This is a genomic window from Rossellomorea arthrocnemi (genome assembly GCF_904424705.1).
Taxonomy (GTDB): domain Bacteria; phylum Bacillota; class Bacilli; order Bacillales; family Bacillaceae_B; genus Rossellomorea; species Rossellomorea arthrocnemi.
In genome coordinates, this window is record NZ_CAJGBF010000002.1 from 173764 (window position 1) to 197222 (window position 23459).

General features: G+C 43.5%; 30 protein-coding genes. 9 read left to right on the forward strand and 21 right to left on the reverse strand.

Features of this window, described 5'->3' with window-relative positions; all coding sequences use genetic code 11:
* Nucleotides 1–174 precede the first annotated feature (174 nt).
* The 11 genes from sigF to spoIIM all read right to left on the reverse strand — a co-directional run bounded on the left by sigF (nt 175) and on the right by spoIIM (nt 9831).
* Nucleotides 175–939 (reverse strand): RNA polymerase sporulation sigma factor SigF, encoded by a 765-nt coding sequence (sigF, locus tag BAA9072_RS03835; protein ID WP_201713377.1) that lies wholly within the window; start codon nt 937–939, stop codon nt 175–177.
* 12 nt (nt 940–951) lie between these two features.
* Nucleotides 952–1395 (reverse strand): anti-sigma F factor, encoded by a 444-nt coding sequence (gene spoIIAB / locus BAA9072_RS03840; protein ID WP_034758205.1) that lies wholly within the window; start codon nt 1393–1395, stop codon nt 952–954.
* 1 nt (nt 1396) lies between these two features.
* The gene (gene spoIIAA / locus BAA9072_RS03845) at nt 1397–1747 is read right to left on the reverse strand and encodes an anti-sigma F factor antagonist (RefSeq protein ID WP_201713378.1); all 351 of its coding nucleotides are present in this window, start codon (nt 1745–1747) and stop codon (nt 1397–1399) included.
* Nucleotides 1748–1865: 118 nt separating this feature from the next.
* A complete protein-coding gene (locus BAA9072_RS03850) occupies nt 1866–3035 on the reverse strand; it encodes a D-alanyl-D-alanine carboxypeptidase family protein (protein WP_201713379.1) in 1170 nt (389 codons plus the stop codon).
* A gap of 594 nt (nt 3036–3629) precedes the next feature.
* Nucleotides 3630–4934, reverse strand: coding sequence for a pyrimidine-nucleoside phosphorylase (locus BAA9072_RS03855; protein WP_201713380.1), 1305 nt, complete (start codon nt 4932–4934; stop codon nt 3630–3632).
* 59 nt (nt 4935–4993) lie between these two features.
* Nucleotides 4994–5809 carry a purine-nucleoside phosphorylase gene (locus tag BAA9072_RS03860; RefSeq protein ID WP_201713381.1) on the reverse strand — a complete coding sequence of 272 codons (816 nt, stop codon included), beginning with the start codon at nt 5807–5809 and terminating at the stop codon, nt 4994–4996.
* An 85-nt stretch (nt 5810–5894) separates the two neighbouring features.
* A complete protein-coding gene (gene deoB / locus BAA9072_RS03865) occupies nt 5895–7079 on the reverse strand; it encodes a phosphopentomutase (protein WP_201713382.1) in 1185 nt (394 codons plus the stop codon).
* A gap of 209 nt (nt 7080–7288) precedes the next feature.
* Nucleotides 7289–8182, reverse strand: coding sequence for a site-specific tyrosine recombinase XerD (gene xerD, locus BAA9072_RS03870; protein ID WP_201713383.1), 894 nt, complete (start codon nt 8180–8182; stop codon nt 7289–7291).
* Between the two features lie 6 nt (nt 8183–8188).
* Nucleotides 8189–8416: a YqzK family protein gene (locus tag BAA9072_RS03875; RefSeq protein ID WP_201713384.1), complete on the reverse strand. Its 228-nt coding sequence runs from the start codon at nt 8414–8416 to the stop codon at nt 8189–8191.
* 191 nt (nt 8417–8607) lie between these two features.
* Entirely contained in the window at nt 8608–9066 is a 459-nt protein-coding gene (gene fur, locus BAA9072_RS03880) for a ferric iron uptake transcriptional regulator (RefSeq protein WP_044340109.1), read from the reverse strand.
* Between the two features lie 111 nt (nt 9067–9177).
* Complete coding sequence (gene spoIIM / locus BAA9072_RS03885; protein ID WP_201713385.1) at nt 9178–9831, reverse strand: stage II sporulation protein M; 654 nt, start codon at nt 9829–9831, stop codon at nt 9178–9180.
* Nucleotides 9832–9963: 132 nt separating this feature from the next.
* Between spoIIM and BAA9072_RS03890 the strand changes: the two genes are divergently transcribed.
* The gene (locus tag BAA9072_RS03890; RefSeq protein WP_201713386.1) at nt 9964–10560 is read left to right on the forward strand and encodes a GNAT family N-acetyltransferase; all 597 of its coding nucleotides are present in this window, start codon (nt 9964–9966) and stop codon (nt 10558–10560) included.
* Between the two features lie 124 nt (nt 10561–10684).
* On the opposite strand, the gene BAA9072_RS03895 is transcribed toward BAA9072_RS03890, so the two are convergent.
* Entirely contained in the window at nt 10685–11239 is a 555-nt protein-coding gene (locus BAA9072_RS03895) for an NUDIX hydrolase (RefSeq protein ID WP_201713387.1), read from the reverse strand.
* Nucleotides 11240–11320: 81 nt separating this feature from the next.
* Here BAA9072_RS03895 and mciZ point away from each other — a divergent pair, with 81 nt between their 5' ends.
* Together mciZ and BAA9072_RS03905 are read left to right on the forward strand one after the other, a co-directional pair.
* Entirely contained in the window at nt 11321–11446 is a 126-nt protein-coding gene (mciZ, locus tag BAA9072_RS03900; protein WP_201713388.1) for a Z-ring formation inhibitor MciZ, read from the forward strand.
* A gap of 79 nt (nt 11447–11525) precedes the next feature.
* Nucleotides 11526–12449, forward strand: coding sequence for an aldo/keto reductase (locus BAA9072_RS03905; RefSeq protein WP_201713389.1), 924 nt, complete (start codon nt 11526–11528; stop codon nt 12447–12449).
* A gap of 16 nt (nt 12450–12465) precedes the next feature.
* Here the strand turns inward: BAA9072_RS03905 and BAA9072_RS03910 are convergent, their stop codons facing one another.
* The 5 genes from BAA9072_RS03910 to BAA9072_RS03930 form a co-directional block, all read right to left on the reverse strand.
* Complete coding sequence (locus tag BAA9072_RS03910) at nt 12466–12984, reverse strand: GrpB family protein (protein ID WP_230980748.1); 519 nt, start codon at nt 12982–12984, stop codon at nt 12466–12468.
* Between the two features lie 17 nt (nt 12985–13001).
* Nucleotides 13002–13232, reverse strand: coding sequence for a YqkE family protein (locus tag BAA9072_RS03915; RefSeq protein WP_201713390.1), 231 nt, complete (start codon nt 13230–13232; stop codon nt 13002–13004).
* A gap of 304 nt (nt 13233–13536) precedes the next feature.
* Nucleotides 13537–14199, reverse strand: coding sequence for a CoA transferase subunit B (locus BAA9072_RS03920; RefSeq protein WP_201713391.1), 663 nt, complete (start codon nt 14197–14199; stop codon nt 13537–13539).
* Nucleotides 14200–14217: 18 nt separating this feature from the next.
* Nucleotides 14218–14910, reverse strand: a complete 693-nt coding sequence (locus BAA9072_RS03925) for a CoA transferase subunit A (RefSeq protein ID WP_201713392.1) — start codon at nt 14908–14910, stop codon at nt 14218–14220.
* A 35-nt stretch (nt 14911–14945) separates the two neighbouring features.
* Nucleotides 14946–16133 carry an acetyl-CoA C-acetyltransferase gene (locus BAA9072_RS03930; protein ID WP_201713393.1) on the reverse strand — a complete coding sequence of 396 codons (1188 nt, stop codon included), beginning with the start codon at nt 16131–16133 and terminating at the stop codon, nt 14946–14948.
* A gap of 172 nt (nt 16134–16305) precedes the next feature.
* Here BAA9072_RS03930 and BAA9072_RS03935 point away from each other — a divergent pair, with 172 nt between their 5' ends.
* From BAA9072_RS03935 to BAA9072_RS03950, 5 genes are all read left to right on the forward strand, one after another.
* On the forward strand, nt 16306–17205 hold the full coding sequence (locus BAA9072_RS03935) for a hydroxymethylglutaryl-CoA lyase (RefSeq protein ID WP_201713394.1): 900 nt from the start codon (nt 16306–16308) through the stop codon (nt 17203–17205).
* A 61-nt stretch (nt 17206–17266) separates the two neighbouring features.
* Nucleotides 17267–17398 (forward strand): hypothetical protein, encoded by a 132-nt coding sequence (locus tag BAA9072_RS24425; RefSeq protein WP_269139898.1) that lies wholly within the window; start codon nt 17267–17269, stop codon nt 17396–17398.
* Nucleotides 17399–17526: 128 nt separating this feature from the next.
* Nucleotides 17527–18453, forward strand: a complete 927-nt coding sequence (locus BAA9072_RS03940; RefSeq protein ID WP_201713395.1) for an alpha/beta hydrolase — start codon at nt 17527–17529, stop codon at nt 18451–18453.
* 32 nt (nt 18454–18485) lie between these two features.
* Nucleotides 18486–19349, forward strand: a complete 864-nt coding sequence (locus BAA9072_RS03945) for an aminoglycoside phosphotransferase family protein (RefSeq protein ID WP_408015204.1) — start codon at nt 18486–18488, stop codon at nt 19347–19349.
* Nucleotides 19350–19437: 88 nt separating this feature from the next.
* The gene (locus tag BAA9072_RS03950; RefSeq protein ID WP_201713397.1) at nt 19438–19866 is read left to right on the forward strand and encodes a hypothetical protein; all 429 of its coding nucleotides are present in this window, start codon (nt 19438–19440) and stop codon (nt 19864–19866) included.
* Nucleotides 19867–19915: 49 nt separating this feature from the next.
* Here the strand turns inward: BAA9072_RS03950 and BAA9072_RS03955 are convergent, their stop codons facing one another.
* Complete coding sequence (locus tag BAA9072_RS03955) at nt 19916–20248, reverse strand: iron-sulfur cluster biosynthesis family protein (RefSeq protein WP_201713398.1); 333 nt, start codon at nt 20246–20248, stop codon at nt 19916–19918.
* Between the two features lie 130 nt (nt 20249–20378).
* Between BAA9072_RS03955 and BAA9072_RS03960 the strand changes: the two genes are divergently transcribed.
* Nucleotides 20379–20594: a CDGSH iron-sulfur domain-containing protein gene (locus BAA9072_RS03960; RefSeq protein WP_034758155.1), complete on the forward strand. Its 216-nt coding sequence runs from the start codon at nt 20379–20381 to the stop codon at nt 20592–20594.
* A 50-nt stretch (nt 20595–20644) separates the two neighbouring features.
* On the opposite strand, the gene BAA9072_RS03965 is transcribed toward BAA9072_RS03960, so the two are convergent.
* The 3 genes from BAA9072_RS03965 to BAA9072_RS03975 form a co-directional block, all read right to left on the reverse strand.
* The gene (locus BAA9072_RS03965) at nt 20645–20977 is read right to left on the reverse strand and encodes a YolD-like family protein (protein ID WP_201713399.1); all 333 of its coding nucleotides are present in this window, start codon (nt 20975–20977) and stop codon (nt 20645–20647) included.
* Between the two features lie 22 nt (nt 20978–20999).
* Nucleotides 21000–22262, reverse strand: coding sequence for a Y-family DNA polymerase (locus BAA9072_RS03970; protein ID WP_201713400.1), 1263 nt, complete (start codon nt 22260–22262; stop codon nt 21000–21002).
* A 408-nt stretch (nt 22263–22670) separates the two neighbouring features.
* A complete protein-coding gene (locus BAA9072_RS03975) occupies nt 22671–23456 on the reverse strand; it encodes a glucose-1-dehydrogenase (RefSeq protein WP_201713401.1) in 786 nt (261 codons plus the stop codon).
* Between the last annotated feature and the right edge of the window lie 3 nt (nt 23457–23459).

Genomic DNA, 23459 nt, shown 5'->3' on the forward strand with positions numbered 1-23459 from the left:
AATTTATTTATGTAATAACCGCGTCGACGAACAGAGGAAACAGCAGAGTACATAAAATGGTAGGAAGAGATTAGAAGGACTGAGATGAAAATATATGGAGAATATTTCAAAAAACGTTCACAAAAAAATAACCTTGTTGGTTCAAAGAAAATTGAACCAACAAGGTTATTTTACCTATGACTCTGTGTGCATATGATCTTTCATCGTTTGTAAGATCTTTTTCTCCAGCCTCGATACCTGTACCTGCGATATCCCCAGCCGGTCCGCTACTTCTGATTGGGTCTGATCTTTGTAATACCTTAGATAGACAATCAATCGTTCCCGATCATCCAATTCACGTATGGCTTCCTTCAGTGCAATCTTGTCAAACCACTTGTTATCCGTATTATCGGCAATCTGATCCAAAAGGGTGATGGGGTCTCCATCGTTTTCATACACTGTTTCATGTATCGACGAGGGGGCACGACTCGCTTCCTGGGCCATGACCACCTCTTCAACAGAATATTCGAGATGTTCTGCAAGCTCACTGACTGTGGGCACCCTACCGAACTTCTTGGAGAGTTCATCCTTCGCTTTGCGAATTTTATTTCCCATTTCTTTCAGGGATCGACTCACCTTCACTGTTCCATCATCCCGGATGAATCGCTGGATCTCTCCGATAATCATCGGAACAGCATAAGTCGAAAACTTGACATCGTAGCTTAAATCAAACTTATCCACTGATTTCAGCAACCCGATACTGCCTATTTGAAAGAGATCATCCGGTTCATAACCCCGATTAAGAAAGCGTTGGACAACAGACCATACCAGGCGCATATTCTTTTGGACGATCAGGTCCCTGGCGCTTTGGTCACCATCCTGGCTTTGTTTAATCAGCTCTTTCACCTCGTGATCTTTCAAAAAGGTCTGTTCCTTTTCATTCTTCACTTCGACATCCATGGGCACGACTCCTTAATTGCATAGCGCTTTACTATTGGTCAAGTGCTTCTTCAATCTAACCGTGGTCCCTGTACCTGGGTGTGATGAGACTTCTATTTCATCCATGAAATTCTCCATAATCGTAAACCCCATACCCGAACGCTCCAGCTCAGGTTTGGAAGTGAAGAGTGGTTGACGTGCTTCTTCTACATCGCCAATCCCGATCCCTTCATCACGAATGGTCATATCAATAAATCCATCCTCTTCCATGATCACTGAAATATAAACCGTCCCATTTGGTCTGTTATCATATCCGTGAATGATCGCATTCGTCACAGCTTCTGAGACGACGGTCTTGATTTCTGTCAGTTCATCCATGGTCGGATCCAGCTGGGCAATAAATGACGCCACAGTCACTCGGGCAAAGGACTCATTTTGGCTTAAAGAACTGAATTGAATATTCATTTCATTTCTCATGTTAGGCGACCCCCAATCTTTGTAATGCATTTTCTTCAGACGGTTCAAGACGGATAATCTTAAACAACCCTGACATTTCAAATAATCGGTTTACAGAAGGGGAAATCGCACAAACCACCATTTCTCCATGCTTTTGCTTAATCTGCTTGTATCTACCCAAAATGACACCTAACCCTGAACTATCCATAAAGCTTAATTCCTCTAAATTCAAGATGATATGCTTCACATTCTCACTTTCAATCAAGTTCGAAGCTTTTTCTCTGAGATCATCCGCAGTGTGATGATCTAACTCACCACTTAAACGGACACACAATACATCTTTTTTGACTTCTAAGTTAATAGCAAGACTCACTATCAGAAAGCCTCCTTCTCTGTCGTATAGTGAGTCATTTCGCTATTCTTTTAGTAAATTCCTTCTCTATGACAAAACTAGAAGGAATTCGTCATAATTAGAGTTTATTTTCGGGAGATCATTGCTTACCTACTTTCGTGAAAAGTCCAAAGGATTTTTTGTATAATTCCCACCAGGTTGCATCATTTACATCTTTCTTGGCAACGAGGGTGCTTTCCACTATTTTTTTGCCTTTGTTCATCACCACGAGTGTCCCTACTTTGTCTCCTTTTTTAATAGGAGCTTTCAGGTCTTTCGATAGGGTGATTTTTTGTTCTATCCCATCTAATTTTTCACCTTTCTGTGTAAGCAGGGAAATCGGCTCATCTGTTACGGCATCGACCTTATTTTCTTTCCCTTTTGAGATCTTCACCTTGGCCAGAGAATCACCTTTTTTGAAGAGAGGCTTGGTTGAATACTGATTGAAGGCATAATCAAGCATTTTACTGACCTCGTTGTTCCGTTCCTTTGGTGTCGGTGCACCGAACACGACTGCTACTACCCTCATATTGTCTCTCTTTGCCGTCGCCGTCAGGCAATATTTCGCTTCATTTGTGAATCCCGTTTTCAATCCGTCTACACCGTCATAGAAGCGGACTAATTTATTCGTATTTACAAGCCAGAATTTATTATCCGATCCTTCACGTAAATAGGATTCATAGCTGCCCGTGAATTTTGTGATCCCTTCATATTTAAGAAGTTCCTTCGCCATCATGGACATATCATGTGCCGAACTGTAATGGTCTTTGGATGGTAAGCCTGTCGGGTTTTTGAAATGCGTTTCTTTCAACCCTAACTCTTTTGCCTTTTTATTCATTTTCTCAACAAAGGCTTCTTCACTTCCTGCTATATGCTCCGCCATCGCTACAGAGGCATCATTGGCAGATCCAATGGCAATCCCCTTCAGCATTTCTTCTACAGTCATGCTTTCGCCCGGCTCCAGAAAGATCTGTGACCCTCCCATGGATGCAGCATATTCACTTGCACGTACTTTGTCATCCCACTTTATTTGGCCATTTTCAAGGGCTTCCATAATCAGGGTCATAGTCATGATTTTCGTCATGGACGCTGGTGCCAGCTTTTCGTGGCTGTTCTTTTCGTAGAGCACCGCTCCAGTATCACGCTCAATTAAAATGGCTGATTTCGCCACTTCGGCCAATTCTGATTTTTTCTCTTGTGCAAATCCCATCGAAGGAAAAAGAAAAGCTGTTAATATCAATGTCACTACTATATACGCAAAACGTTTCATCCAACTGTCCTCCAATCAAAATCTCGTTATTATTCAATACTCATAGACCCATTTTTTCCAACCTCATCATTTTTATACAAACATTGGTAAAAAAATAAGGGTGTGCTGGGTTGCTAGTGCTGACGATATTTGAAGATGGTTAAGGGGGAGGCTTTAAAAAGGGAAAAGATGTGATTTTCATCAAGATTACATTATTTCTAAATGTAATCTAGTTGAAGAAGTAAGGTTGAGGAAGAGTAGTGAGTGGAAAAGACGCATAGTAAATTTGACATCTCGGCACGTCTATTTTTAATGGCGCATGAAAAACCTGTATCTCGCACGATCATCTTAAATCCGGTATGATTCCTAAACGAGTAGGGTAGGGCTTAACTATAATCTCTGCCGCCATATCTGACTCTAATATCAAGTCAAACTTTATCAAATTTGAGAGCAATATTGAAGGTTCTTTGCGTCTGGTTTGAAGGAAATGCATCGCTGTGAATGTTTTTCGGTGTCTTTTCCATAAAGTGAAATTTTCATTGCCCGATTAACGCAAAAAAACCCCTGCCAAAGGAAAATACTCCACTTTGGCAAAGGCCTCGATTACCATTAAATTCAACCCGTGATTTCAGTATGAATCAGCGTTGGTGCAGTTACATGTTCTGATGTCACTTTAATACTTTCATATAACTTCTCTTTCACATTGTCAATGTTTTCTGCATTACTGTAGATGGTGGCAAGGGAATCTCCCGCTTTCACCTCATCGCCAATTTTTTTGCGAAGCTCAAGACCAACAGCTAAGTCGATCACAGAATCTTTCGTGGCACGGCCTGCACCCAGCCACATAGCAGCTGTCCCTACTGCATCGGCAACAATTTCAGACACATAGCCATCTTGTTTTGATTCAAGCTCGAACTTATACGTTGCTTGAGGCAGCTTGGATGGTTCATCAACCACTGAAGGATCTCCACCTTGTGACTCAAGGAATACCTTGAAATTCTCAAGAGCAGATCCGTCTTCAATGGCTTTTTGCAATAACGATCTCGCTTCTTCCAAAGTCGTTGCTTTTTCCGCAAGGAATACCATGTGGCTTCCAAGAGTCAGGCAAAGTTCGGTTAAATCTTCCGGACCTTCCCCTTTTAATGTATCGATCGCTTCCTTCACTTCAAGGGCGTTTCCAATTGCGTATCCAAGTGGCTGGCTCATATCCGAAATGACTGCCATCGTTTTTCTTCCGACGTTATTTCCGATGTTCACCATGGCTTTTGCAAGGTCTTTTGAATCGTCCAGGGTTTTCATGAAGGCACCGGCACCGGTTTTCACGTCAAGGACGATGGCATCTGCCCCTGCTGCGATTTTTTTACTCATGATCGAGCTTGCAATCAACGGAATACTGTTGACCGTTGCCGTCACGTCACGCAGGGAGTACAGCTTCTTATCAGCAGGCGTCAAGTTACCGCTTTGGCCGATTACAGCCAGCTTATTCTTGTTCACCAAGCGGATAAACTCATCGTTTTCAATTTCTACATGGAAGCCTTCTACAGACTCCAGCTTATCAATGGTTCCTCCTGTGTGCCCAAGACCTCTTCCACTCATTTTCGCTACAGGGACACCGACTGATGCCACAAGTGGTCCAAGAACCAGTGTCGTTGTATCCCCAACTCCTCCTGTGGAGTGCTTATCGACTTTGATCCCTTCAATGGCAGACAAATCAATTTGATCCCCTGATTCGACCATTGCCATCGTCAGGTCCGCTCGTTCTCTATCGCTCATATCTTTAAAGAAAATCGCCATTGTCAGGGCGCTCACCTGATAATCCGGGATGCTTCCGTCTGTATATCCTTCTACGATGAATTTGATTTCTTCAGTAGATAATTCTTTTCCTTCGCGCTTCTTTTCTATTAAGTCTACCATCCTCATTGTCTTCACCCACTCTTTTCTATTTAATCAAAGGGTTTTTCCCTTTTCTGAATCAGCTTTTATAAAGATTTCACCATTTCTTTCACATATGCAAGGAAATTGGCACGTACCATTTCCGTCGTTTCCATGACTTCATCATGGGAAAGGGGTTGATCAAGAATTCCTGCAGCCATATTTGAAATACATGAAATCCCCAGTACCTTGATTCCAGCATGTCGAGCCACGATGACTTCAGGGACCGTTGACATACCGACTGCGTCACCTCCAAGAGTGCGGGCAAGGCGAACTTCAGCAGGAGTTTCATAAGTAGGACCAGTATTACCTACATAGACACCTTCCTGCACTTCTATGGAGAGGTTGGTTGCGATTTCTTTTGCTTTTTGACGAAGCTCTTTACAATAGGCCTCTGACATATCAGGGAACCTTGGCCCTAAGCGGGAATCATTCGCTCCGATGAGTGGATTGCCTCCCATATTGTTGATATGGTCAGAAATCAGCATTAAATCTCCTGCCTGGAAGCTTTCGTTCACGCCACCGGCTGCATTTGTCACAATCAGCACTTCCACACCTAATTCTTTCATGACACGCACAGGGAATGTTACTTTATCAAATCCATACCCTTCATAGTAATGAAAGCGCCCTTGCATCGCGACGACTTCCTGTCCGGCTAATTGTCCGAATACAAGCTGTCCGGCATGTCCTGCAACAGTGGATACAGGAAAATCAGGAATTTCCTTATAGGGAATTTTCACAGAGTTTTGGATTTCATCTGCCAGCACACCCAGTCCGGATCCAAGGATCAATCCGACCTTAGGCTGTCCTGTATATTGATTTTTTAAATGATTAGCTGCGTTTTGGATGTTTTCGTAATTCATCTTATTACTCCTTTTCAACATAAAGAGAAGGAAATGAGCCTTTGAATCAGCTTCATCCCTCTCCTGTTCGTATTTTTTCTATTTCTTATTTCAATTGGTTCAAGAAGCTTTCGCCGAATTTCGGCATTTTCACATTAAAGTTATCCGCAACCGTCGCCCCGATATCTGCGAATGTTTCTGAGATCGGCAGCTCCTTACCATCTTTAAAGCGTTTTGAATAAACAAGAAGGGGTACATATTCTCTCGTATGATCTGTCCCTGGTGCAGTAGGGTCATTTCCATGGTCTGCCGTAATGATAAGAAGGTCATCTTCCGTCATTTTATCGAATACTTCCGGCAGTCGGGCATCGAACTCTTCCAACGCTTCCCCGTACCCTTGTGGATCCCGTCGATGTCCATATAATGCATCAAAGTCTACCAGGTTCAGGAAGCTGAGTCCTGTGAAAGACCGATCGAATGCTTTAATGAAACTGTCCATTCCGTCCATATTATGCTTCGTACGAATAGAGTCGGTCACACCTTCACCATTATAAATATCTGAAATCTTCCCGATAGCAATCACGTCTAAACCGGAGTCTTTCATTTCGTTCATTACCGTACGGTCAAACGGCTTCAATGCATAGTCGTGGCGATTGGATGTTCGCTTGAACTTCCCTGGTTCACCGACGAATGGCCGGGCAATCACACGTCCGACAAGATATTCCTCTTCTTTCGTGATTTCGCGGGCAATCTCACAGATTTTGTACTGCTCATCGATCGGGATGATGTCTTCATGAGCTGCGATTTGAAGGACCGGATCAGCAGACGTGTACACAATCAGGGCCCCGGTTTCCATATGTTCCTTACCCAATTCTTCAATAATCTCAGTTCCACTGGCAGGCTTATTTCCAATAATCGTGCGACCTGTTTCAGCTTCAAGTTTTTGGATTAATTTTTCAGGAAAGCCATCCGGGTACGTCTTGAATGGTTTGTCAATATTAAGCCCCATGATTTCCCAATGTCCAGTCATCGTGTCTTTCCCTACAGAGGCTTCCTGCATCTTTGAGTAGTATGCAAGAGGTTTATCCGCCTTTTCGATACCCTTCACTTCTTTAATGTTGGAAAGTCCCAACTTCCCGATATTCGGCATATTCAATCCGTTCATATGTTCAGCTATGTGACCAATTGTATCTGTTCCCTTATCATTGAATAGTTCTGCGTCCGGAGCTTCGCCGATACCGACAGAATCCATTACGATCAAGTGAACTCGTTTGTATGTATAGTTACTCATTCAAGTAAACCTCCTATATATTGATCCTTTTTTAAAAAAGCGGTTACATTTTCGACCTTCCATCGTATCTTACCCTTATCTGCTTTGAAGCAATCGACAGGTTTTAACGTCAGAAGTCTGACATCTATATTCTACTTTTCCCTTTTAAAAAAAACAAGAGAGATCCCTTAAAGAATCATAATTTCTTTATGGAATCTCTCTTCATTCAATTAAGCTCTTGGATGGAATTGTGAATATACATCCTTTAAACGTGTTTTCGTCACATGTGTATAGATTTGGGTCGTGGAAATATCTGCATGTCCAAGCATTTCCTGAACCGCCCGTAGGTCTGCCCCATTTTCCAACAAATGGGTAGCAAAGGAATGTCGAAGCGTATGAGGCGTCAAATCTTTCTCAATATTGGCTTTCTTGGCAAGTGACTTTAAATTCTTCCAGAAACCTTGTCTTGTGAGACCCTTTCCATGGTGATTCAGAAATAAATGGTCATCACGGTGTTTCTTGCTCCGTAATTTTAATCGTGCGTCACCTAAGTATTTCTCGAGGACATTCATAGCCGTCTGTCCGATCGGGATAATCCGCTCTTTGTTCCCTTTCCCGATACATCGGACAAATCCCATGGTCAAATGGACGTCATCCAATTTAAGCTGGATGAGCTCGCTTACCCGTATCCCCGTAGCATAGAGGATTTCAAGCATTGCCTTGTCCCTCATTCCTAAAGGTGTCGATTCTTCAGGGGCTTCGAGTAATGCCTCCACTTCAGCGATGCTCAAAATCTTCGGCAGCGTTCTCTCGGTCTTAGGTGTCTCGATATGCACAGTCGGATCTTGTTCCGTCGCCTTTTCCCTTAAAAGGAATTGATGAAAGGAGCGGATGGATGCAACATGACGGGCAATGGTCTTCGAGGATTTCCCCTGACTTTTCAGATGACCTAGAAATTGGAGGATATTCACTCTTGAAACAGCGTTCAATTCCGCTAATTCCTCAACCTTCTTTAAATATAATGCATAATTCTTTAAATCACGCTGATACGACTCGATCGTATTCTTGGCAAGTCCTTTTTCTACTATTAAAAAATGCATGAAATCTTGAATATGGTCTTCCACCCTGCATTACTCCCCGTTCATATAAAAAAATAATAATCGATCATACCAATGGCTTTCTTCCTCTGTTACGGAAGAATAAACCTTTACTGCTGCTCCCTCAGGCTCATCATATCTGTGATAACCTTCGTATTCTTCACTGATCCACATGATACCATAGTAAAACAAAATCGTTGATCCCGTAAATAAAATAAACACCTTAATGGTCTGCCATACCATTTGAACCCCTTTTATCATCCTGTCGTCCTCCATATCACTGATACTAACGCCTATTAATACAAGCTATGACGTTTTTGAACCGTTTTATACCTTATGGAGTCAGAAACTGTGAAAAATACTATGAGGGCATTAAAAAAGCCTTAAAGAGTATGTATGGGAAGTTTCCAAACGAGAAACAACACAGGGGTCTTTAAGGCTTTTCGATTATCTTATTCTTCTGGGTCCTCTTCTTTATCCTGGCATCTGGAACAAATGCCATGAAAGGTGAGGCGGTGGTCTTTTATTTTAAACTTCCAGTCTCGTTCGACAATTGTTTCCACATCTTCTAAGAGATCTTCTTGAATTTCATCAACCGCTCCACATTCAATGCACACCAAATGGTGATGGAAGTGGGCTGCCCCTTCTTGCCTGAGATCGTAACGCGATACACCATCGCCAAAATTGATTTTATCCACAATTTTCAGTTCAGACAGCAATTCCAATGTACGATATACGGTTGCCAGTCCAATTTCCGGAGATTTTTCCTTAACGAGGAGGTATACATCTTCGGCGCTGAGGTGATCTTCTTCATGTTCCAATAACACGCGTACCGTTGCTTCACGCTGTGGCGTAAGCTTGTAGCTGGCAGAATGAAGCTGTTTTTTTATTCGTTCAATGCGGCTTTCCATAGTCCTCTCCTCCCTCGTCAATGTCCTTACTATTATATCAAAAAGGGAGGAATAAGCAAAATAAAATAATTATAATTAAACAAATAAAACGATTATTACATAATAATTGTTTTATTTAAGTTTGGTTATGACTGCTTCCATTAAATTAGGAGAAAGATAGGCTTCAATACTTGCAGCGACGGTGACAATCCCTATGGCCACCACCATGAAAATAACATACCTGGATAAGAACGGAAGCATTTGAAATTGCATGGTGGACGTCTGCCTCATAAAAATCTTCCGGATCAATGTAAGGGAGAAGTTCGCGCTGATCGCTCCAATAAAGATGAACGCCGGAATAATGATAATGTTTTGTGGCAGCACGCTCACAAAAGATAATAAAAATCCGCTCCAGCTCATTTGATTCACAAGGAACCCTACAGAAAAGCCGACCACGACACCTTTCATAAATAGGAGTACGAAGATGAGGGGCAATCCAATGATCGAGATTCCAAGCAGCCACATTAAACCGAGATACTTCACATTATGGAGAAAGCTCTGTCGGAAGAGCTCTTCTGCTGATGTCATACTCCCATCTTCCATTTCACTAAAGAACTTACTTAAATAGAAATACAGATCTTCTTTTTGGGCAAAAGACAAGGAATTCACCACAATCGCACCAAAAATGATCCCCATTAAAAACAATGTAATAATAAATAAATAGATCGAGGAATGTGCTTGTACATGTTGAATAAGTGGGTTTGAATTAGAAATTTTTTTGCGCATCACAATGCTCCTTCTATATATCGATTACTAATTTATATGTAGGAGCGGACACATTTATTCTATTCTATTGAACTTCCATACTGATAAACGTATAATCATAGAAACCTTAACGCAGGATGGGAGGAAGGAATAATGAACAAACCAAATTTAATCGATTTCCCCGATCGGATCGAAACACCCCGCCTTTATATTCGACCATGCATGCCAGGTGACGGATCGGATGTGTTTAAAGCTATAGCTGAATCAAGGAGTGAACTAAAGCCATGGCTCCCCTTTGCCCGTAAAGAACAAACGCTTGATGAAGTGGAGTCCGGGGTACGGGATTCTTATGCAGAATTCATTAAAAAAACCGATATCCGACTCCATATTTATCTGAAAGAAACAGATGAATTCCTTGGGTCCACAGGGCTGCACCGCATTGATTGGGCGGTGCCCAAAGTGGAAATCGGTTATTGGCTCAACTCAAGGTACACCAAGAAAGGGTATATCGTAGAAGCCGTGAAGGGGCTGACCCGGTTTGCCCTGAATGACCTTTCCTGCAAGCGGGTGGAGATCCGCTGTGATGAGAGAAACACTGCCTCCCGAAGGGTGCCTGAGAGGCTGGGGTTCAAGCTTGAAGGGACCATAAGGAATGACCATCTTGATGAAAATGGAACGGATGCACGTGATACGTGTGTTTATTCTCTGATTCGGAGGGGACCTCGATTAAAAGTTGATTACTATATGTAATTGGGCCAGCCTCTTTTTCTTTTGGGTCTCACCCTTATTGCGTCATTTTTTTATTAATTGCGTATTTTACCAATTTTATCCAAAAGATGGACCCCCTCTCAACGGGAGTCCAGCTTTCTTCACATCATCTCTTATTTCCCCAACTCTGCAGCTGCAGATATTGAACCGCATACGCCGTTTTTGCATCATAAATGCGCTGTTCCTTTATGAGTTGCGCCGCTTCCTCTACTGTCACTTCAATCAACTCTACAAACTCATCTTCATCCGTTTCTTTTGATTCATGGATGGGATAAATGTCGTGAGCAATATACAAGTGAACCAGCTCATCCGCAAATCCCGGTGAGGTATAAAATGAAATCAAATGTTCCAGATTCCCGCAACCATAGCCTGTTTCTTCTTCCAATTCACGAAGGGCCGTTTTATCCGGCTCTTCCCCCGGCTCAAGTTTCCCTGCAGGAATTTCAATGATGGACTTCTCCAGCGCTTTGCGATACTGCTCCACCATTACCACTTTTCCTTCCGGTGTCAATGCAATGACCGCTACTGCCCCGGGATGCTTAACCAGTTCCCTCTTGGATGTCTTACCGTTTGGAAGCTCTACTTCATCCACTTGAAGATCAATGATTTTTCCTTGATAGATCGTCTCTGTCGTAATCGTCTTTTCTTCAAATTTTTTCATCGTTCAACTCTCCTTGTTCTGTCATTGACCTTGTCCTCATACATTTTACCATATCCCATTCGAGGATCGAGGTGAAAACCCTTGAAGGTGATTGCTGAAAAAGACCGAATCATCCTGGTAGGAAAAGCATGGGAAATTAAGGAGAAGCTGAAACAATATAATCAAACCTACACCACGGTGAAGGAATGGATTGAAGCAAATCGTTGAAACCAGTCGTATCTTTTGTTTATTCGTCCCGACTTTCGTTAATATAATAAAGAGTGCTAATGTCGAAAGGACGGATATAATGGAAAAAAGACAACTAGGGAGCTCCGATTTATTTGTATCGAAGATGGGACTCGGTTGTATGTCTCTTGGAACCGAGGAGAATGCTGCCAAGGAAATTGTACAACATGCCTTAGAAAATGGAGTCAATTACCTCGATACTGCTGATTTATATGAATTGGGCCAAAATGAAGAAATAGTCGGCAAAGCCATACGTGATGTCCGTGACGATATCATCCTGGCTACAAAAGTAGGAAACCGATGGGATGACGTGGAGGATGGCTGGCGCTGGGACCCTTCCAAGTCCTATATCAAGTCTGCTGTAAAGCACAGCCTAACCCGACTGAAAGTAGACTACATCGACCTTTACCAGCTTCACGGAGGTACGATTGAAGACAATTTTGAAGAAACGATCGAGGCATTTGAAGAATTGAAGAAGGAAGGTCTGATTCGTTATTACGGCATCTCTTCCATCCGTCCGAATGTCATCAAACGATTCTTAAGCTCAGCCGCCATCGATAGCGTGATGATGCAGTACAGCTTATTGGATCGCCGACCGGAAGAATGGATGGACCTATTGGATGAGAATAGGGTGAGTATCGTCGCCCGGGGGCCTTTAGCAAAAGGACTTCTTTCTAATAAAATGCTTACCAAAGCTTCTGCGAAAGTGAAAGAGAATGGGTACCTCGATTATTCTTATCAAGAGCTTCAAGAAACGCTCGGGTGCATTCATAAAAAACTGGGGGACAATCGCACAATGAATGAACTTGCCCTTCAATATAATCTCGCACATGATTCGGTTGCTGCCGTCGTTCCGGGAGCAAGCTCCGTTCAACAGCTTCAGGAAAATATCGACGCTGTGAATGCCGGATCTTTATCTTCCGAAGAGCTTGACATGCTTAAACAATTAACTAAATTATCACGATATGAGCAACATAGGGATTGAGTGAAAAATAAGCGGGTCAGGAATCTTCATTCCCTTCCCGCTTATTTTTTTTATGCCAATCTAATGCCTTTTTCTCCAAGTCCTTCACAAAGTGGTCTTTCCCTTGAATGTAGCCTTCCATATCATGGGGGAATTTCTTTGCGAGCCTTGATTTTAGCTCCCCATATTGATGAGCTTCCCATTCGTGTACTCTTAAATAATCACGGAACGCTATGTGCCTGATCACATGATCGATTCCATAAGGGAAAATATGAAGATGTACAGCTCTCTCATTCCCTTCTCCTTTATAAAAGTAGCGACGGTTTGGGATTCCATTCTCCCCTTTCCCCACAAAATCCAGTTGGCTGAACTCTTCTGTCCGGTCATCAATGCTCTCGAGGCGAGGGACTTCTATCATTATGTCGATAATGGGTTTAGCGGCTAACCCTTTTACTGAGGTTGAACCGATATGGTGGATGATCGCGTCTGGCAGAAGCTTTGTCAGGTTCCGCTTCTCCATTTCAAATTTCTCTTTCCAGTCCGCTTGATGAGGCACTACTATTACATCCCGCATCAATCTTTGAAATTTTTCCAATCCATACTACTTTCATTCAACAGCTCTTCAAAGCTCTTATTCTTTTCCCGCTGCTTTTTCTCTTCTATTTTCTTAAGACGCTCTTCTTCCTTTTTCACAGCCTCTCCTTTTTCAAGCTCTGCTTTTTTCTGCTTCAATTGTTCGAAGAGGTCCCCGTTGATTGAATTCTTTAACGTCAATTCTGCTTCCTGTTTCTTTTTCTTGGACATGTTCTGATTCCCCCTATCTGTCATAGTTATAAATCTTTTTTAGATTTTAGTCAAAGGTGAAGATTTAGCGCAATGAAGCCGGTTGTTTTTGAGGCACTGTGGTAAATTGGATCGATTTTGGATTACCTTACAGGGGGGGGCATAAGGTTTCGGGTCGATTCTGTTCGGGTTTGGGAGTGATCATAAGCATGATAGATAAATTCCAAATGCAAATGTTGACAAGCCTCACGGACATTTTACACCTCTTTCAAAATAACAAAAAGCCGGCCAAAAGGAGGGCTCTCCTTCTAACCGACTCTATTCATCAATACGCTTCCAGTAACACGTCATCCCCTACAATCAACGTGGCATCCGTTGATGATTGGATCTCTTCCACAGAGAAGCCATTCGCTACTTCACGAAGCAACAAGCCTTCATCTGTGACATCCATCACTGCTCGATCCGTAATGATCCGGTGCACGACGCCTTTTCCTGTCAGAGGCAAGGTGCATTCTTTCAGGATTTTGCTTTTACCTGACTTATTGACATGCTCCATGATGACGATGATGCGTTGTGCCCCGTGAACGAGATCCATCGCTCCGCCCATACCCTTAATCATTTTCCCCGGTATCATCCAGTTGGCGAGGTCCCCGTTTTCGGCTACTTCCATTCCACCCAGGATGGCGATATTGATATGTCCGCCTCGAATCATCCCGAATGATTCGGAGCTGTCAAAGTAAGATGAGCCTGGAATCGCTGTAACAGTTTCTTTCCCGGCGTTGATGAGGTCGGCATCGACTTCTTCTTCCTCAGGATAAGGGCCGATTCCAAGTAATCCATTTTCAGACTGAAGGACAACCTGTTTGTTTTCTGTTATATAGTTTGCTACGAGTGTAGGCATTCCGATTCCTAAATTGACATAGAAACCATCTTCTATTTCCTTTTCAGCTCTTCTTGCGATTCTTTCACGCATTTTGGCACGATCCATCCCGTTCCACTCTCCCTTCTATGCTTGCTTCACCGTTCTTCTTTCAATGCGTTTTTCCTGCTCTGCCCTAATCAGACGCTGCACGTAGATGCTTGGAGTGTGCACTTCATTCGGGTTGATGTCCCCGGTTTCAACAAGCTCTTCTACTTCAGCGATCGTCACTTTCCCTGCTGCCGCAATCATCGGGTTAAAGTTTTGAGCTGTTTTGTTATAAATCAGATTCCCCATCCTGTCTGCCTTCCACGCCCGTACAAGTGAGAAGTCCGCCGTATAGGCTTCTTCGAGCAAATACTCTTTTCCATTAAACATGCGGGTTTCTTTTCCTTCCGCTACCGGTGTCCCGACTCCTGCTGGCGTGTAGAATGCAGGGATTCCTGCGCCACCTGCTCGGATTTTCTCTGCAAGTGTACCTTGTGGAACCAATTCTACTTCAAGCTCTCCTGACAGGACCTGTCTTTCAAACTCTTTATTTTCTCCGACATAGGAGCCTATCATTTTATCAATCTGCTTATTTTTCAGCAATAAACCCAATCCCCAATCGTCTACCCCACAGTTATTTGAAATGACGGTAAGGTTTTTCACACCCTTATCTACAAGGGCCAGGATAAGTTTTTCAGGGATTCCGCATAAACCGAATCCTCCAACCATCAATGTGGCTCCATCATGGATGTCTGCCACTGCTTCGTCATATGAAGTGTATACTTCTTTCATTGTATTCCCTCCTTGAATCTGGATTTCACCATTCCTTATTTATGAAGTTCAACAACTGTTGCTACTCCCTGCCCGCCACCGATACAAAGGGTAGCCAATCCGTTTTGAACGCCTCTTTTCTTCATCTCATGGATGAGCGATACCAGAATTCGTGTTCCACTGGCTCCGATCGGGTGACCTAAAGCAATAGCTCCTCCGTTTACATTTAGGGCATCCTTTTTGAATTGAAGTTCTTTATCCACCGCTAATGATTGAGCGGCAAATGCTTCATTCGCCTCAATTAATTCCATGTCCTCCATTGACATCTTTGTTTTTTCCAATACCTTTTTAACAGCAGCAACAGGACCGATTCCCATCATGCTTGGATCGACACCTGCATTGGCGTTTCCTTTGATCGAAACTAAAGGCGTGATGCCCAGTTCGTCAGCTTTCTTCTTCGACATGACGACCACTGCAGCGGCTCCATCATTGATGCCGGATGCATTACCTGCTGTCACAGTGCCATCTTTTTTGAATGCGGACCGAAGACCGGATAATTTCTCTGCAGTCGACCCTTTACGAGGAAATTCATCCTGTTTGAATACGACAGGCTCTCCTTTTCGCTGAGGGATATGTACGGGAACGATTTCATCTTCAAATCGGCCTGACTCAATGGCAGCAGCAGCCTTTTGCTGGCTCCATGCCGCGAATTCGTCCTGCTCTTCACGTGTGAGGGAATAGCGGTCGCAAAGATTCTCTGCCGTCACGCCCATATGATAATCATTAAAAGCACACCATAAGCCGTCTGATATCATACTGTCGACTACTTTCTGGTCCCCCATTTTATATCCTTCTCTTGCCCCTTTTAATAAATATGGAGCCTGACTCATATTTTCCATTCCACCTGCCACGATGATATCGGCATCACCTGAAAGGATTGCCTGCGTTGCCAGATGGACCGTTTTCAATCCTGATCCGCACACTTTGTTGATGGTCATGGCCGGTACATGCTCAGGCAGTCCCGCTTTGATGGATGCTTGACGGGCCGGATTCTGTCCTAACCCTGCCTGCAACACATTCCCCATGATCACTTCATCTACATCGGTTCCATTTACACCAGCCTTCTCTAAGGCATCTTTAATGACAATCGCTCCAAGTTCCGGAGCTGAAATGCCTTTTAATGATCCGTTAAAACTTCCGATGGCTGTGCGTACTGCACTTACAATGACGACTTCATTCGACATCTTTCTTCCTCCCTTTCTCTTCTGACTGATCAATTTGCAATTTTATCTCAATAAAAACAGTTCCACTTTAACTCATTCTATGTAAGCGGTTAAATTCCTCTAAATTTGTCAAAAAATTTTTATATTGATTTACATGTCGAAATTTTCTTAAAATGAAAGAGGGAGGGAAATTATGAATTTACCTAAAAAAGCCACGATTATTGAAGTAGGTCCTAGAGACGGTTTACAAAATGAAAAGAATTTTGTCCCTACGGACGTTAAAAAAGAATTTATCCTTCGTTTGAAACAATCAGGAGTGAAAGAAATGGAGCTGACTTCGTTTGTTTCGCCCAAGTGGGTTCCACAAATGCAAGATGCCGGCGAGATTGTCGATGCCTGCATGACGTGGGATTCACGTGATATGGTTCTTGCTCCCAATAAAAGAGGGATCGAGCGGGTATATGAAACAGGATGCCGTTCTGTAGCCGTCTTTGTTGGTGTAAGTAATTCGTTCAATCAAAAAAACATCAACAAAACGACGGAGGAAGCCATTGAAGGACTAGCTCCTCTAATTTTGGAGCTAAAAGAAAAGGGCTATTTCGTGAGAGCTTGTATTTCAACCGCTTTCTATTGTCCATATGAAGGAAAGATCTTACCGGAGGATACTCTTTCTCTTTGTCAGAAGTTTGTTTCATTGGGCGTGGATGAATTGAGCGTCGCCGATACGATCGGAAAGGCTAACCCATCTGAAAGCTATCATCTCTTTGCGTTCCTGAAACGGGAATTGCCAAACACACTACTTACAGCACATTTCCATGACACCCGTAAGATGGCACTTGCTAATATCCTTGCTTCCCTGCAAGCGGGGATCGACCGCTTTGACACCAGTGCCGGCGGACTCGGCGGCTGCCCTTTCGCCCCCGGTGCAACAGGGAATGTAGCCACAGAGGATGTTGTGTATATGCTCGAGGAGATGGGGATTTCCACAGGGGTTGACCTCGGGAAGCTCGCCCACGCCATCGACGTCGTTAAACCTCATGTCAGCCGTCCGATCGAAAGTGGTTATTACCGTCTTTATGAATTGAATCAGTAGTGCATACGTCCTCTCTCCTTCGTGCATTCTAAACGTAATACCCTTAAAGGAGATGAGTCACATGAGCCAAAAACGTGATAAAGGATTCAGTCAAAAAGGCAAACCAAATTCAGATACGGTCTCAAACACCATGGCGAAAGAAGAACTGGATAAAGCCATTCATCCTACTAAAGGACAAAATGCTAAATCATAAGTTTACAGTCCTGTATCTCTGTAAAAAAGTGTCTCTTCATGAGGCGCTTTTTTATTATGCCTTTAAAATTCCTCTTTTTTCCTTATTTTGCTACAATATGAGTAAATGACTTTCTTTGAGGTGATGACATGCGAAAAAAACTTGCGATTCTCGGCGGCACCCTTTCCTCTATTGGTCTGCTTGGGATTTATATAACCAATCGATTTATGTATTTACCTAAAAAAGAGGATCGTTTCATACGATCACGTGAAACGGAATCGACCCGTCTGATCGAAGAGGATTATGATTCCCTTCCTAAAGAAGAGATACTTATCCCTTCCCAATACGGATATGATATAAAGGCGGTTTTCGTAAAACCCCTCTCTCATAAAAAATTCGTGATCTTTTCCCACGGGGTGACGGAGAATAAATGGAATTCGATTAAATATATGAACCTTTTCATTAAACAGGGATTCAATGCCGTGATTTATGACCACAGGCGTCATGGGGAATCCGGCGGTAAGACGACAAGCTACGGGTATTTTGAAAAATATGATTTAAAGTCTGTTGTAGATGAACTGGTCCGCCGTGAAGGGGACGATGTATTCTTCGGAATCCACGGGGAATCCATGGGAGCTGCGACTTTGCTTCTATACGCAGGCAGTGTGGAGGACCGGGCGGACTTTTATATTGCCGACTGTCCCTTCTCTGACTTTGGTGAACAGTTAGCCTATCGCATGAGTACGGAAGTGAAGATCCCGGCAAAATTCCTCCTGCCCCTCGTAGATGGCACTCTGAAGCTGCGACAAGGATACACATTAAAGGATTTATCCCCTATTTCAGTTGTTCAAAACATCAGGAAACCTGTGTTATTTATCCACAGCCAGAATGATGACTTTATCCTGCCTCAAATGACAAAGGATCTTTTTGAAAAAAAGCAGGGGCCCAAGGAGCTGTTCCTCGATTTCCGCGGGACCCACGCCCAGTCGTATAACGAAAACCCTGAACAATACGAGGAAGTGATTCAACGGTTTCTAAAACAATTTGTACTGATTGAAAAGGATGATGTCTCTTGATTCCAAATGATTTCAAATTAAAAATGCACACCATGTATGGCGGTTCAGGTTTAGAATGGATAGCCTACGTGGAAACTCTATTGGATTCTTTAAAGAAGCGATTTCATTTAACTTATGGTGAACCATATTCATTAAGCTATAACTTTGTAGTGCCGGTCCAGATCAGGCATGGTCGGGATGCTGTTTTAAAGATCGGGTATCCGAACAACGATTTTTCCAATGAGTTTCAAGCTCTTAAGGATTTCCAAGGAAAGGGCATGGTGGAGATAATGGATTTCCATATGGAAGAGGGATGGATTCTTTTAGAACGCCTGACACCCGGTACTTCCCTTCACTCCGTCAGGAATGAAGAAGAGGTACTGAATGTATTCGCCCGCGTGGCTGAGCGCCTCTGGCATAAGCCTGTCAGTTCTTATTCTTTCCCTACGGTTCAATCCTGGGCAAAGGGAGTTGAGCGTCTGCGGGAAAGATTCGACGGAGGAAGCGGTCCAATTCCTGAGGATCTCGTCATAAAAGCTGAAAAACTCTTTCCTGAGCTGCTCAGTACTACTGCAGATCTCTTTCTTCTGCACGGTGACCTGCATCACGGGAACATTCTCTACTCTGAATCTTCCGGTTGGACCGCCATTGATCCTAAAGGGCTTATCGGGGAGCGAGAATATGACTGCATTCAGTTTATGTTAAATGAGTGGAAGAAATGGGAGGTGCCATTAGAGCTGCTCCGATACAGAGTCCGCACGCTCTCATCCCTTCTTTCCCTCTCTTATGAACGGTTGATTCAGTATGGATTTTGTCATTCAATTCTATCTGCCTGCTGGTCTGTAGAGGATGGACTTGATGGATGGAAAAACGGGGTTTCTTTAGCGGGGATGTTTGAAGAGCTATTGAAGGAGTAGTGGGATAGCCTCCACCATCATTTAACCAATTTTTGGATTTACATCTTAAAATTTAATTAAAAAGAACGTTACAGAGGGAGAGGATTTTATGAGAGAGATTGCACTTGCCTTTGGAAATATTTTTGGTGGTATTGCCCTTATTGCCATCTTCGCTTCTTTATGGGGAAGATTCGAAGGCTACTTCGTTTCCAAATTAACCGCATTTCGACTGCAGCTCTTTCTGCTCTTCCTTACCCTTTTCGTGGAAATTCTTTTTCTTCTGGGCATCTATTTCTTTTTCCAACTGACTTTTTGGGATGCATTATTCATTTCTTGCACCCTCTTCCTGTTTGTCATCTGGGTGATTCCTTATCATTCTCATTTTAATATGAATACGGACATTTTGTTTTTGAAAAAGCTCGGGCTGTCTTCCCCGATACGGATTTTCAATCCCGATCGCTCCCCTTTTTTCCTGGGAACGTTCATTTTCTCTACTTTGGGTTTGGCTGTTACCTTTTGTTGGTATTATTTGTTTTAAAAAAACATAAAAGCCTCGTGTGGATTCTAGTATCCACACGAGGCCATTTTTACTCCCCCGGAAACATCAAAAAGTTCATTCTCCCATTTATGATTTGACCAGGACTCTTCAATTGAAATGTGTTACTTTGTGAAGAGAAATCAATCTTCAGTTCTTCATCGAGGAAGACCATCTTTGATTTTTCCACCAGGATCGGAAAGCTATTCGTTTCTATCTTGATATCTTCACCTTCAACAGGATGTTGGACAAACCATAAGGTAGGAATGCCGCTCACCACACAGCCGCAGCCTTCTGTATCGTATTTTAATTTCAGTTGACCATTTTGGGTGCCTATTTTATCTTTAATTTTTTTAGTTGCTTCGTTGGTTAGTTCGATTTTCATTATACGACCTCCTCTGCCCTTTATCCTATCACATTTTATTTGTTCCTTTTAGATTATTGCATTTTCACTCTTTTCACCTTACTATCAATAGGGGGAATTCTTTTGTATTTTATAGAAAGGGTGGTTTTTCATGACAAAGGCTCAAATTAAAGTAAATGATAACGGTTCTTTTCGCGTAAGCGGCGATGTGGAACTAATCGATGCTGACGGAAATGTATTTCCAACCAAACAAGTGTTTACTCTTTGCCGCTGTGGCTTATCAACAAATATGCCATTTTGCGACGCTTCTCACAAAGGAAAATTTGAATCATGTGTGCGTGCAGAAAAGGTATTGGATGAAGAGTAAATGACATAAAAAGAGAGACTTCTCCCGAAGTCTCTCTTTTCATTGGGGCGTCAATCGAAAAAACGGATGTCCACAACGCTTGCCAGTGGAATATAGTGTATGTCTTCGAACCTGTCCACGACGTGCAGCTTCTCATCCAGTGAGTCGACATGATGGATGGTTCCAATCGATAGTTGATGACGGTGCTTCACATAATGAGTAATCGATACCAGCTTCCCAAACTCCATCGCCTCTGCCACGACTTCATTCATTCTGTCGAGCTCCTGCTCATCAAGTTCGATCCTCTTTTCGTGTGTATCTTCTTTTGCCCAGTCCCTTAGGAGCTTCACATGCTCGGGCAGCATCATGGATGTCCATTTGATTCTTCCTCGGTCACGGATCAATTCTCTCACCTCCTATCATTCGTTACGATTTATGTCCCCCCACCAGGCGGGCACGATGCCTTGCTGTTCCCGCTTCAGTGTAGGAGACGGCACGGAGAAGGGCTCCTGATCCATATTTAGTCCGGATTCGGTCCACTACATACCCGAGTTCCCGTTTTTCCCAGCGGTCAGGTTCGAATAAGGAAATCTGCAGCGCTCCATCCTCTACAATATTAGAAAGGGCAATATTGATTTTCCGTACGGTTTTACCGTTGTAATTCTCTTCGAATAATTCCAGGCACACCCGGTACAGATCCATAGTGATATTGGTCGGTTCCTCTATCGTCCTCGACCGGTGGAATCCGCCGCCGAATTCTTCGCGGCTGTAGCCGACCCCAAAGCTGACAGTCCTCCCCGCCTTGCGATGAGTCCGGGCTCTCCTTGCAACTTCTTCGCACATTTCCAAAATGACGCGTTTGATTTCCTTTCGCTCCTTATAATCCCGCAGCAGGATCTGACCCTTGCCGAAGCTGACCTGCCCATCCATGATCGGGGCTCCTATTTCAGAAAGGTCCACTCCCCACGCATGGTAATAAAGCTGGTTTCCCATCACACCGAACTTCGCCTCCAGCTTCTCCAGGTCATACTTCGCCAATTGCCCGATAGAGAAGATGCCCATACGATTGAGGGTCTTCTCAAGGCGTCCGCCTACTCCCCACATTTCACTTAACGGTGAGAGCGGCCACAGCTTCATTGGAACATCCTCATATGTCCACTCGGCAATTCCCTTTTTCTTTGCTTCAAGATCCAGACACAGCTTAGATAAGAGCATATTGGGACCGATTCCTATAGCGCATGGGAGTTGGAATTCCCTTTCCATATCGTCTTTGATTTTGCGTGCGATGGTGGTCCCGTCTCCCCAGAGACTCGTCGCTCCATCAATCTTGATGAAGCTTTCGTCCACACTGTACGTATGAATGGCATCCTTCGGCACATAGCGATGAAACAGACGGGTCAGCTCCGTGGAGATCCGGACATACGTCGCCATTTTCGGCTCTACAAGCCGGATTCGCGGGTCCTTTGGAATTTCAAACATCCGCGAACCCGTTTTGATTCCAAAGTCCTTCTTCATCCTGGGCGAGGCAGCCAGCACGATGCTTCCCTGCCGGCTTTTATCCCCCACTACAGCCAAGTGGCATTCAAGGGGATCCAACCCCTCCATGACAGCCGAACAGCTAGCATAAAAGCTCTTCATATCGATGCACAAAATCTTGTGGTGTGGCAGCACACTGTAATCGACAGTCATATTCTCATCCTCCAACGTACCCAAAATAGAACAAATGTTCCTATATAGTATATCTATGATTCTAACCGAATATACGTTCCCTTTCAACTCAAATAAATGGAAACCGAGAGAATAACAAGAAAAGCGGAGGCGGCTTGCCCAGGCCCGACAAGCATAAGATGAATTGGCCGGAAAGGCGTTTTTTGCCTTTTTGGCCAATTTAGCTTATGACCTCGAGCCCCAAGCCCCTGGAGCTACCCATGTAGAAAAGCGGAAAACCACAGACAAGCCCCAAACATAAGTCGAATGACCCGGGTGCAGGCCGATAGAGGGATCAGAGCAAGAATACTTAGCAAGAATCCTTACAATAAAAAGCAAAAAAATAAGTCCAAAATCACAAAAATGATTTTAGACTTATTTTGTCATGAATCAACCTTTTCCAGCTTGGAATCCCGGATATTTGGTCATTCCCCCGTCGGCGATGAGTGTCGTTCCTGTGACGTAGCTTGCCTGATCAGAGGCTAGAAAAGCCGCGCAGGAAGCTACCTGGTCAGGCTCCCCGATATAGCCAAGAGGAATGAGTTTCTCCACTCCCTTTTTCTTTTCCGGATCGGAAAATTTCTCGGCATTGATGGGCGTATCGATGGCCCCGGGAGCAATATTGTTCACCCGTATCCCGTCGGGAGCAAACTCCAACGCCAGGCTTTCCATCAATAATTTCACTCCACCCTTACTGGCTGCATAATGAGCAAAGTGAGGCCATGGAATGATTTCATGAACAGACGATACATTGATGATCGATCCTTTGATGTTGTGATCGAGCATGTACTTTGCTGCTTCACGGCAACCGAGAAAGGTCCCCGTCAGATTTGTATTGATAACTCTCTGCCAATCTTCGAGGGAAAGATTTTCAGAAGGGACTTCATTCTCGATCCCTGCATTGTTTACATAGATATCAAGACGTCCATATGTATCATGGGCCAATTTGACAAAGCGTTGAACATCATCTTCTTTTGAGACGTCGCCTTGAATGATGGAGGCTGTTCCCCCTTCTTCTTCGATTTCCTGAACGAGTTTTTGGGGGTTTTCATCTTCATTGAAATAGTTGATGACCACTTTACAGTCTTCCCTTGCGAATCTCTTTGCAATCGCCTTCCCGATACCTGTAGCAGCACCCGTGATAATGACAACCTTATCCTTTAAATCTGAATACATGTC

Coding starts and splice junctions, on each gene's coding strand:
- BAA9072_RS03975 (WP_201713401.1), bottom strand. CDS start 23,456: ATGTATTCAGATTTAAAGGATAAGGTTGTCATTATCACGGGTGCTGCT.
- BAA9072_RS03945 (WP_408015204.1), top strand. CDS start 18,486: ATGTATGGCGGTTCAGGTTTAGAATGGATAGCCTACGTGGAAACTCTA.
- BAA9072_RS03960 (WP_034758155.1), top strand. CDS start 20,379: ATGACAAAGGCTCAAATTAAAGTAAATGATAACGGTTCTTTTCGCGTA.
- BAA9072_RS03950 (WP_201713397.1), top strand. CDS start 19,438: ATGAGAGAGATTGCACTTGCCTTTGGAAATATTTTTGGTGGTATTGCC.
- BAA9072_RS03875 (WP_201713384.1), bottom strand. CDS start 8,416: ATGATAAAAGGGGTTCAAATGGTATGGCAGACCATTAAGGTGTTTATT.
- BAA9072_RS24425 (WP_269139898.1), top strand. CDS start 17,267: ATGAGCCAAAAACGTGATAAAGGATTCAGTCAAAAAGGCAAACCAAAT.
- BAA9072_RS03915 (WP_201713390.1), bottom strand. CDS start 13,232: ATGTCCAAGAAAAAGAAACAGGAAGCAGAATTGACGTTAAAGAATTCA.
- BAA9072_RS03970 (WP_201713400.1), bottom strand. CDS start 22,262: ATGACTGTCGATTACAGTGTGCTGCCACACCACAAGATTTTGTGCATC.
- BAA9072_RS03895 (WP_201713387.1), bottom strand. CDS start 11,239: ATGAAAAAATTTGAAGAAAAGACGATTACGACAGAGACGATCTATCAA.
- BAA9072_RS03955 (WP_201713398.1), bottom strand. CDS start 20,248: ATGAAAATCGAACTAACCAACGAAGCAACTAAAAAAATTAAAGATAAA.
- BAA9072_RS03860 (WP_201713381.1), bottom strand. CDS start 5,809: ATGAATTACGAAAACATCCAAAACGCAGCTAATCATTTAAAAAATCAA.
- BAA9072_RS03935 (WP_201713394.1), top strand. CDS start 16,306: ATGAATTTACCTAAAAAAGCCACGATTATTGAAGTAGGTCCTAGAGAC.
- BAA9072_RS03940 (WP_201713395.1), top strand. CDS start 17,527: ATGCGAAAAAAACTTGCGATTCTCGGCGGCACCCTTTCCTCTATTGGT.
- BAA9072_RS03905 (WP_201713389.1), top strand. CDS start 11,526: ATGGAAAAAAGACAACTAGGGAGCTCCGATTTATTTGTATCGAAGATG.
- BAA9072_RS03890 (WP_201713386.1), top strand. CDS start 9,964: ATGAACAAACCAAATTTAATCGATTTCCCCGATCGGATCGAAACACCC.
- BAA9072_RS03930 (WP_201713393.1), bottom strand. CDS start 16,133: ATGTCGAATGAAGTCGTCATTGTAAGTGCAGTACGCACAGCCATCGGA.
- BAA9072_RS03920 (WP_201713391.1), bottom strand. CDS start 14,199: ATGGATCGTGCCAAAATGCGTGAAAGAATCGCAAGAAGAGCTGAAAAG.
- spoIIM (WP_201713385.1), bottom strand. CDS start 9,831: ATGCGCAAAAAAATTTCTAATTCAAACCCACTTATTCAACATGTACAA.
- fur (WP_044340109.1), bottom strand. CDS start 9,066: ATGGAAAGCCGCATTGAACGAATAAAAAAACAGCTTCATTCTGCCAGC.
- BAA9072_RS03850 (WP_201713379.1), bottom strand. CDS start 3,035: ATGAAACGTTTTGCGTATATAGTAGTGACATTGATATTAACAGCTTTT.
- spoIIAB (WP_034758205.1), bottom strand. CDS start 1,395: ATGAGAAATGAAATGAATATTCAATTCAGTTCTTTAAGCCAAAATGAG.
- BAA9072_RS03925 (WP_201713392.1), bottom strand. CDS start 14,910: ATGAAAGAAGTATACACTTCATATGACGAAGCAGTGGCAGACATCCAT.
- deoB (WP_201713382.1), bottom strand. CDS start 7,079: ATGAGTAACTATACATACAAACGAGTTCACTTGATCGTAATGGATTCT.
- BAA9072_RS03855 (WP_201713380.1), bottom strand. CDS start 4,934: ATGAGGATGGTAGACTTAATAGAAAAGAAGCGCGAAGGAAAAGAATTA.
- sigF (WP_201713377.1), bottom strand. CDS start 939: ATGGATGTCGAAGTGAAGAATGAAAAGGAACAGACCTTTTTGAAAGAT.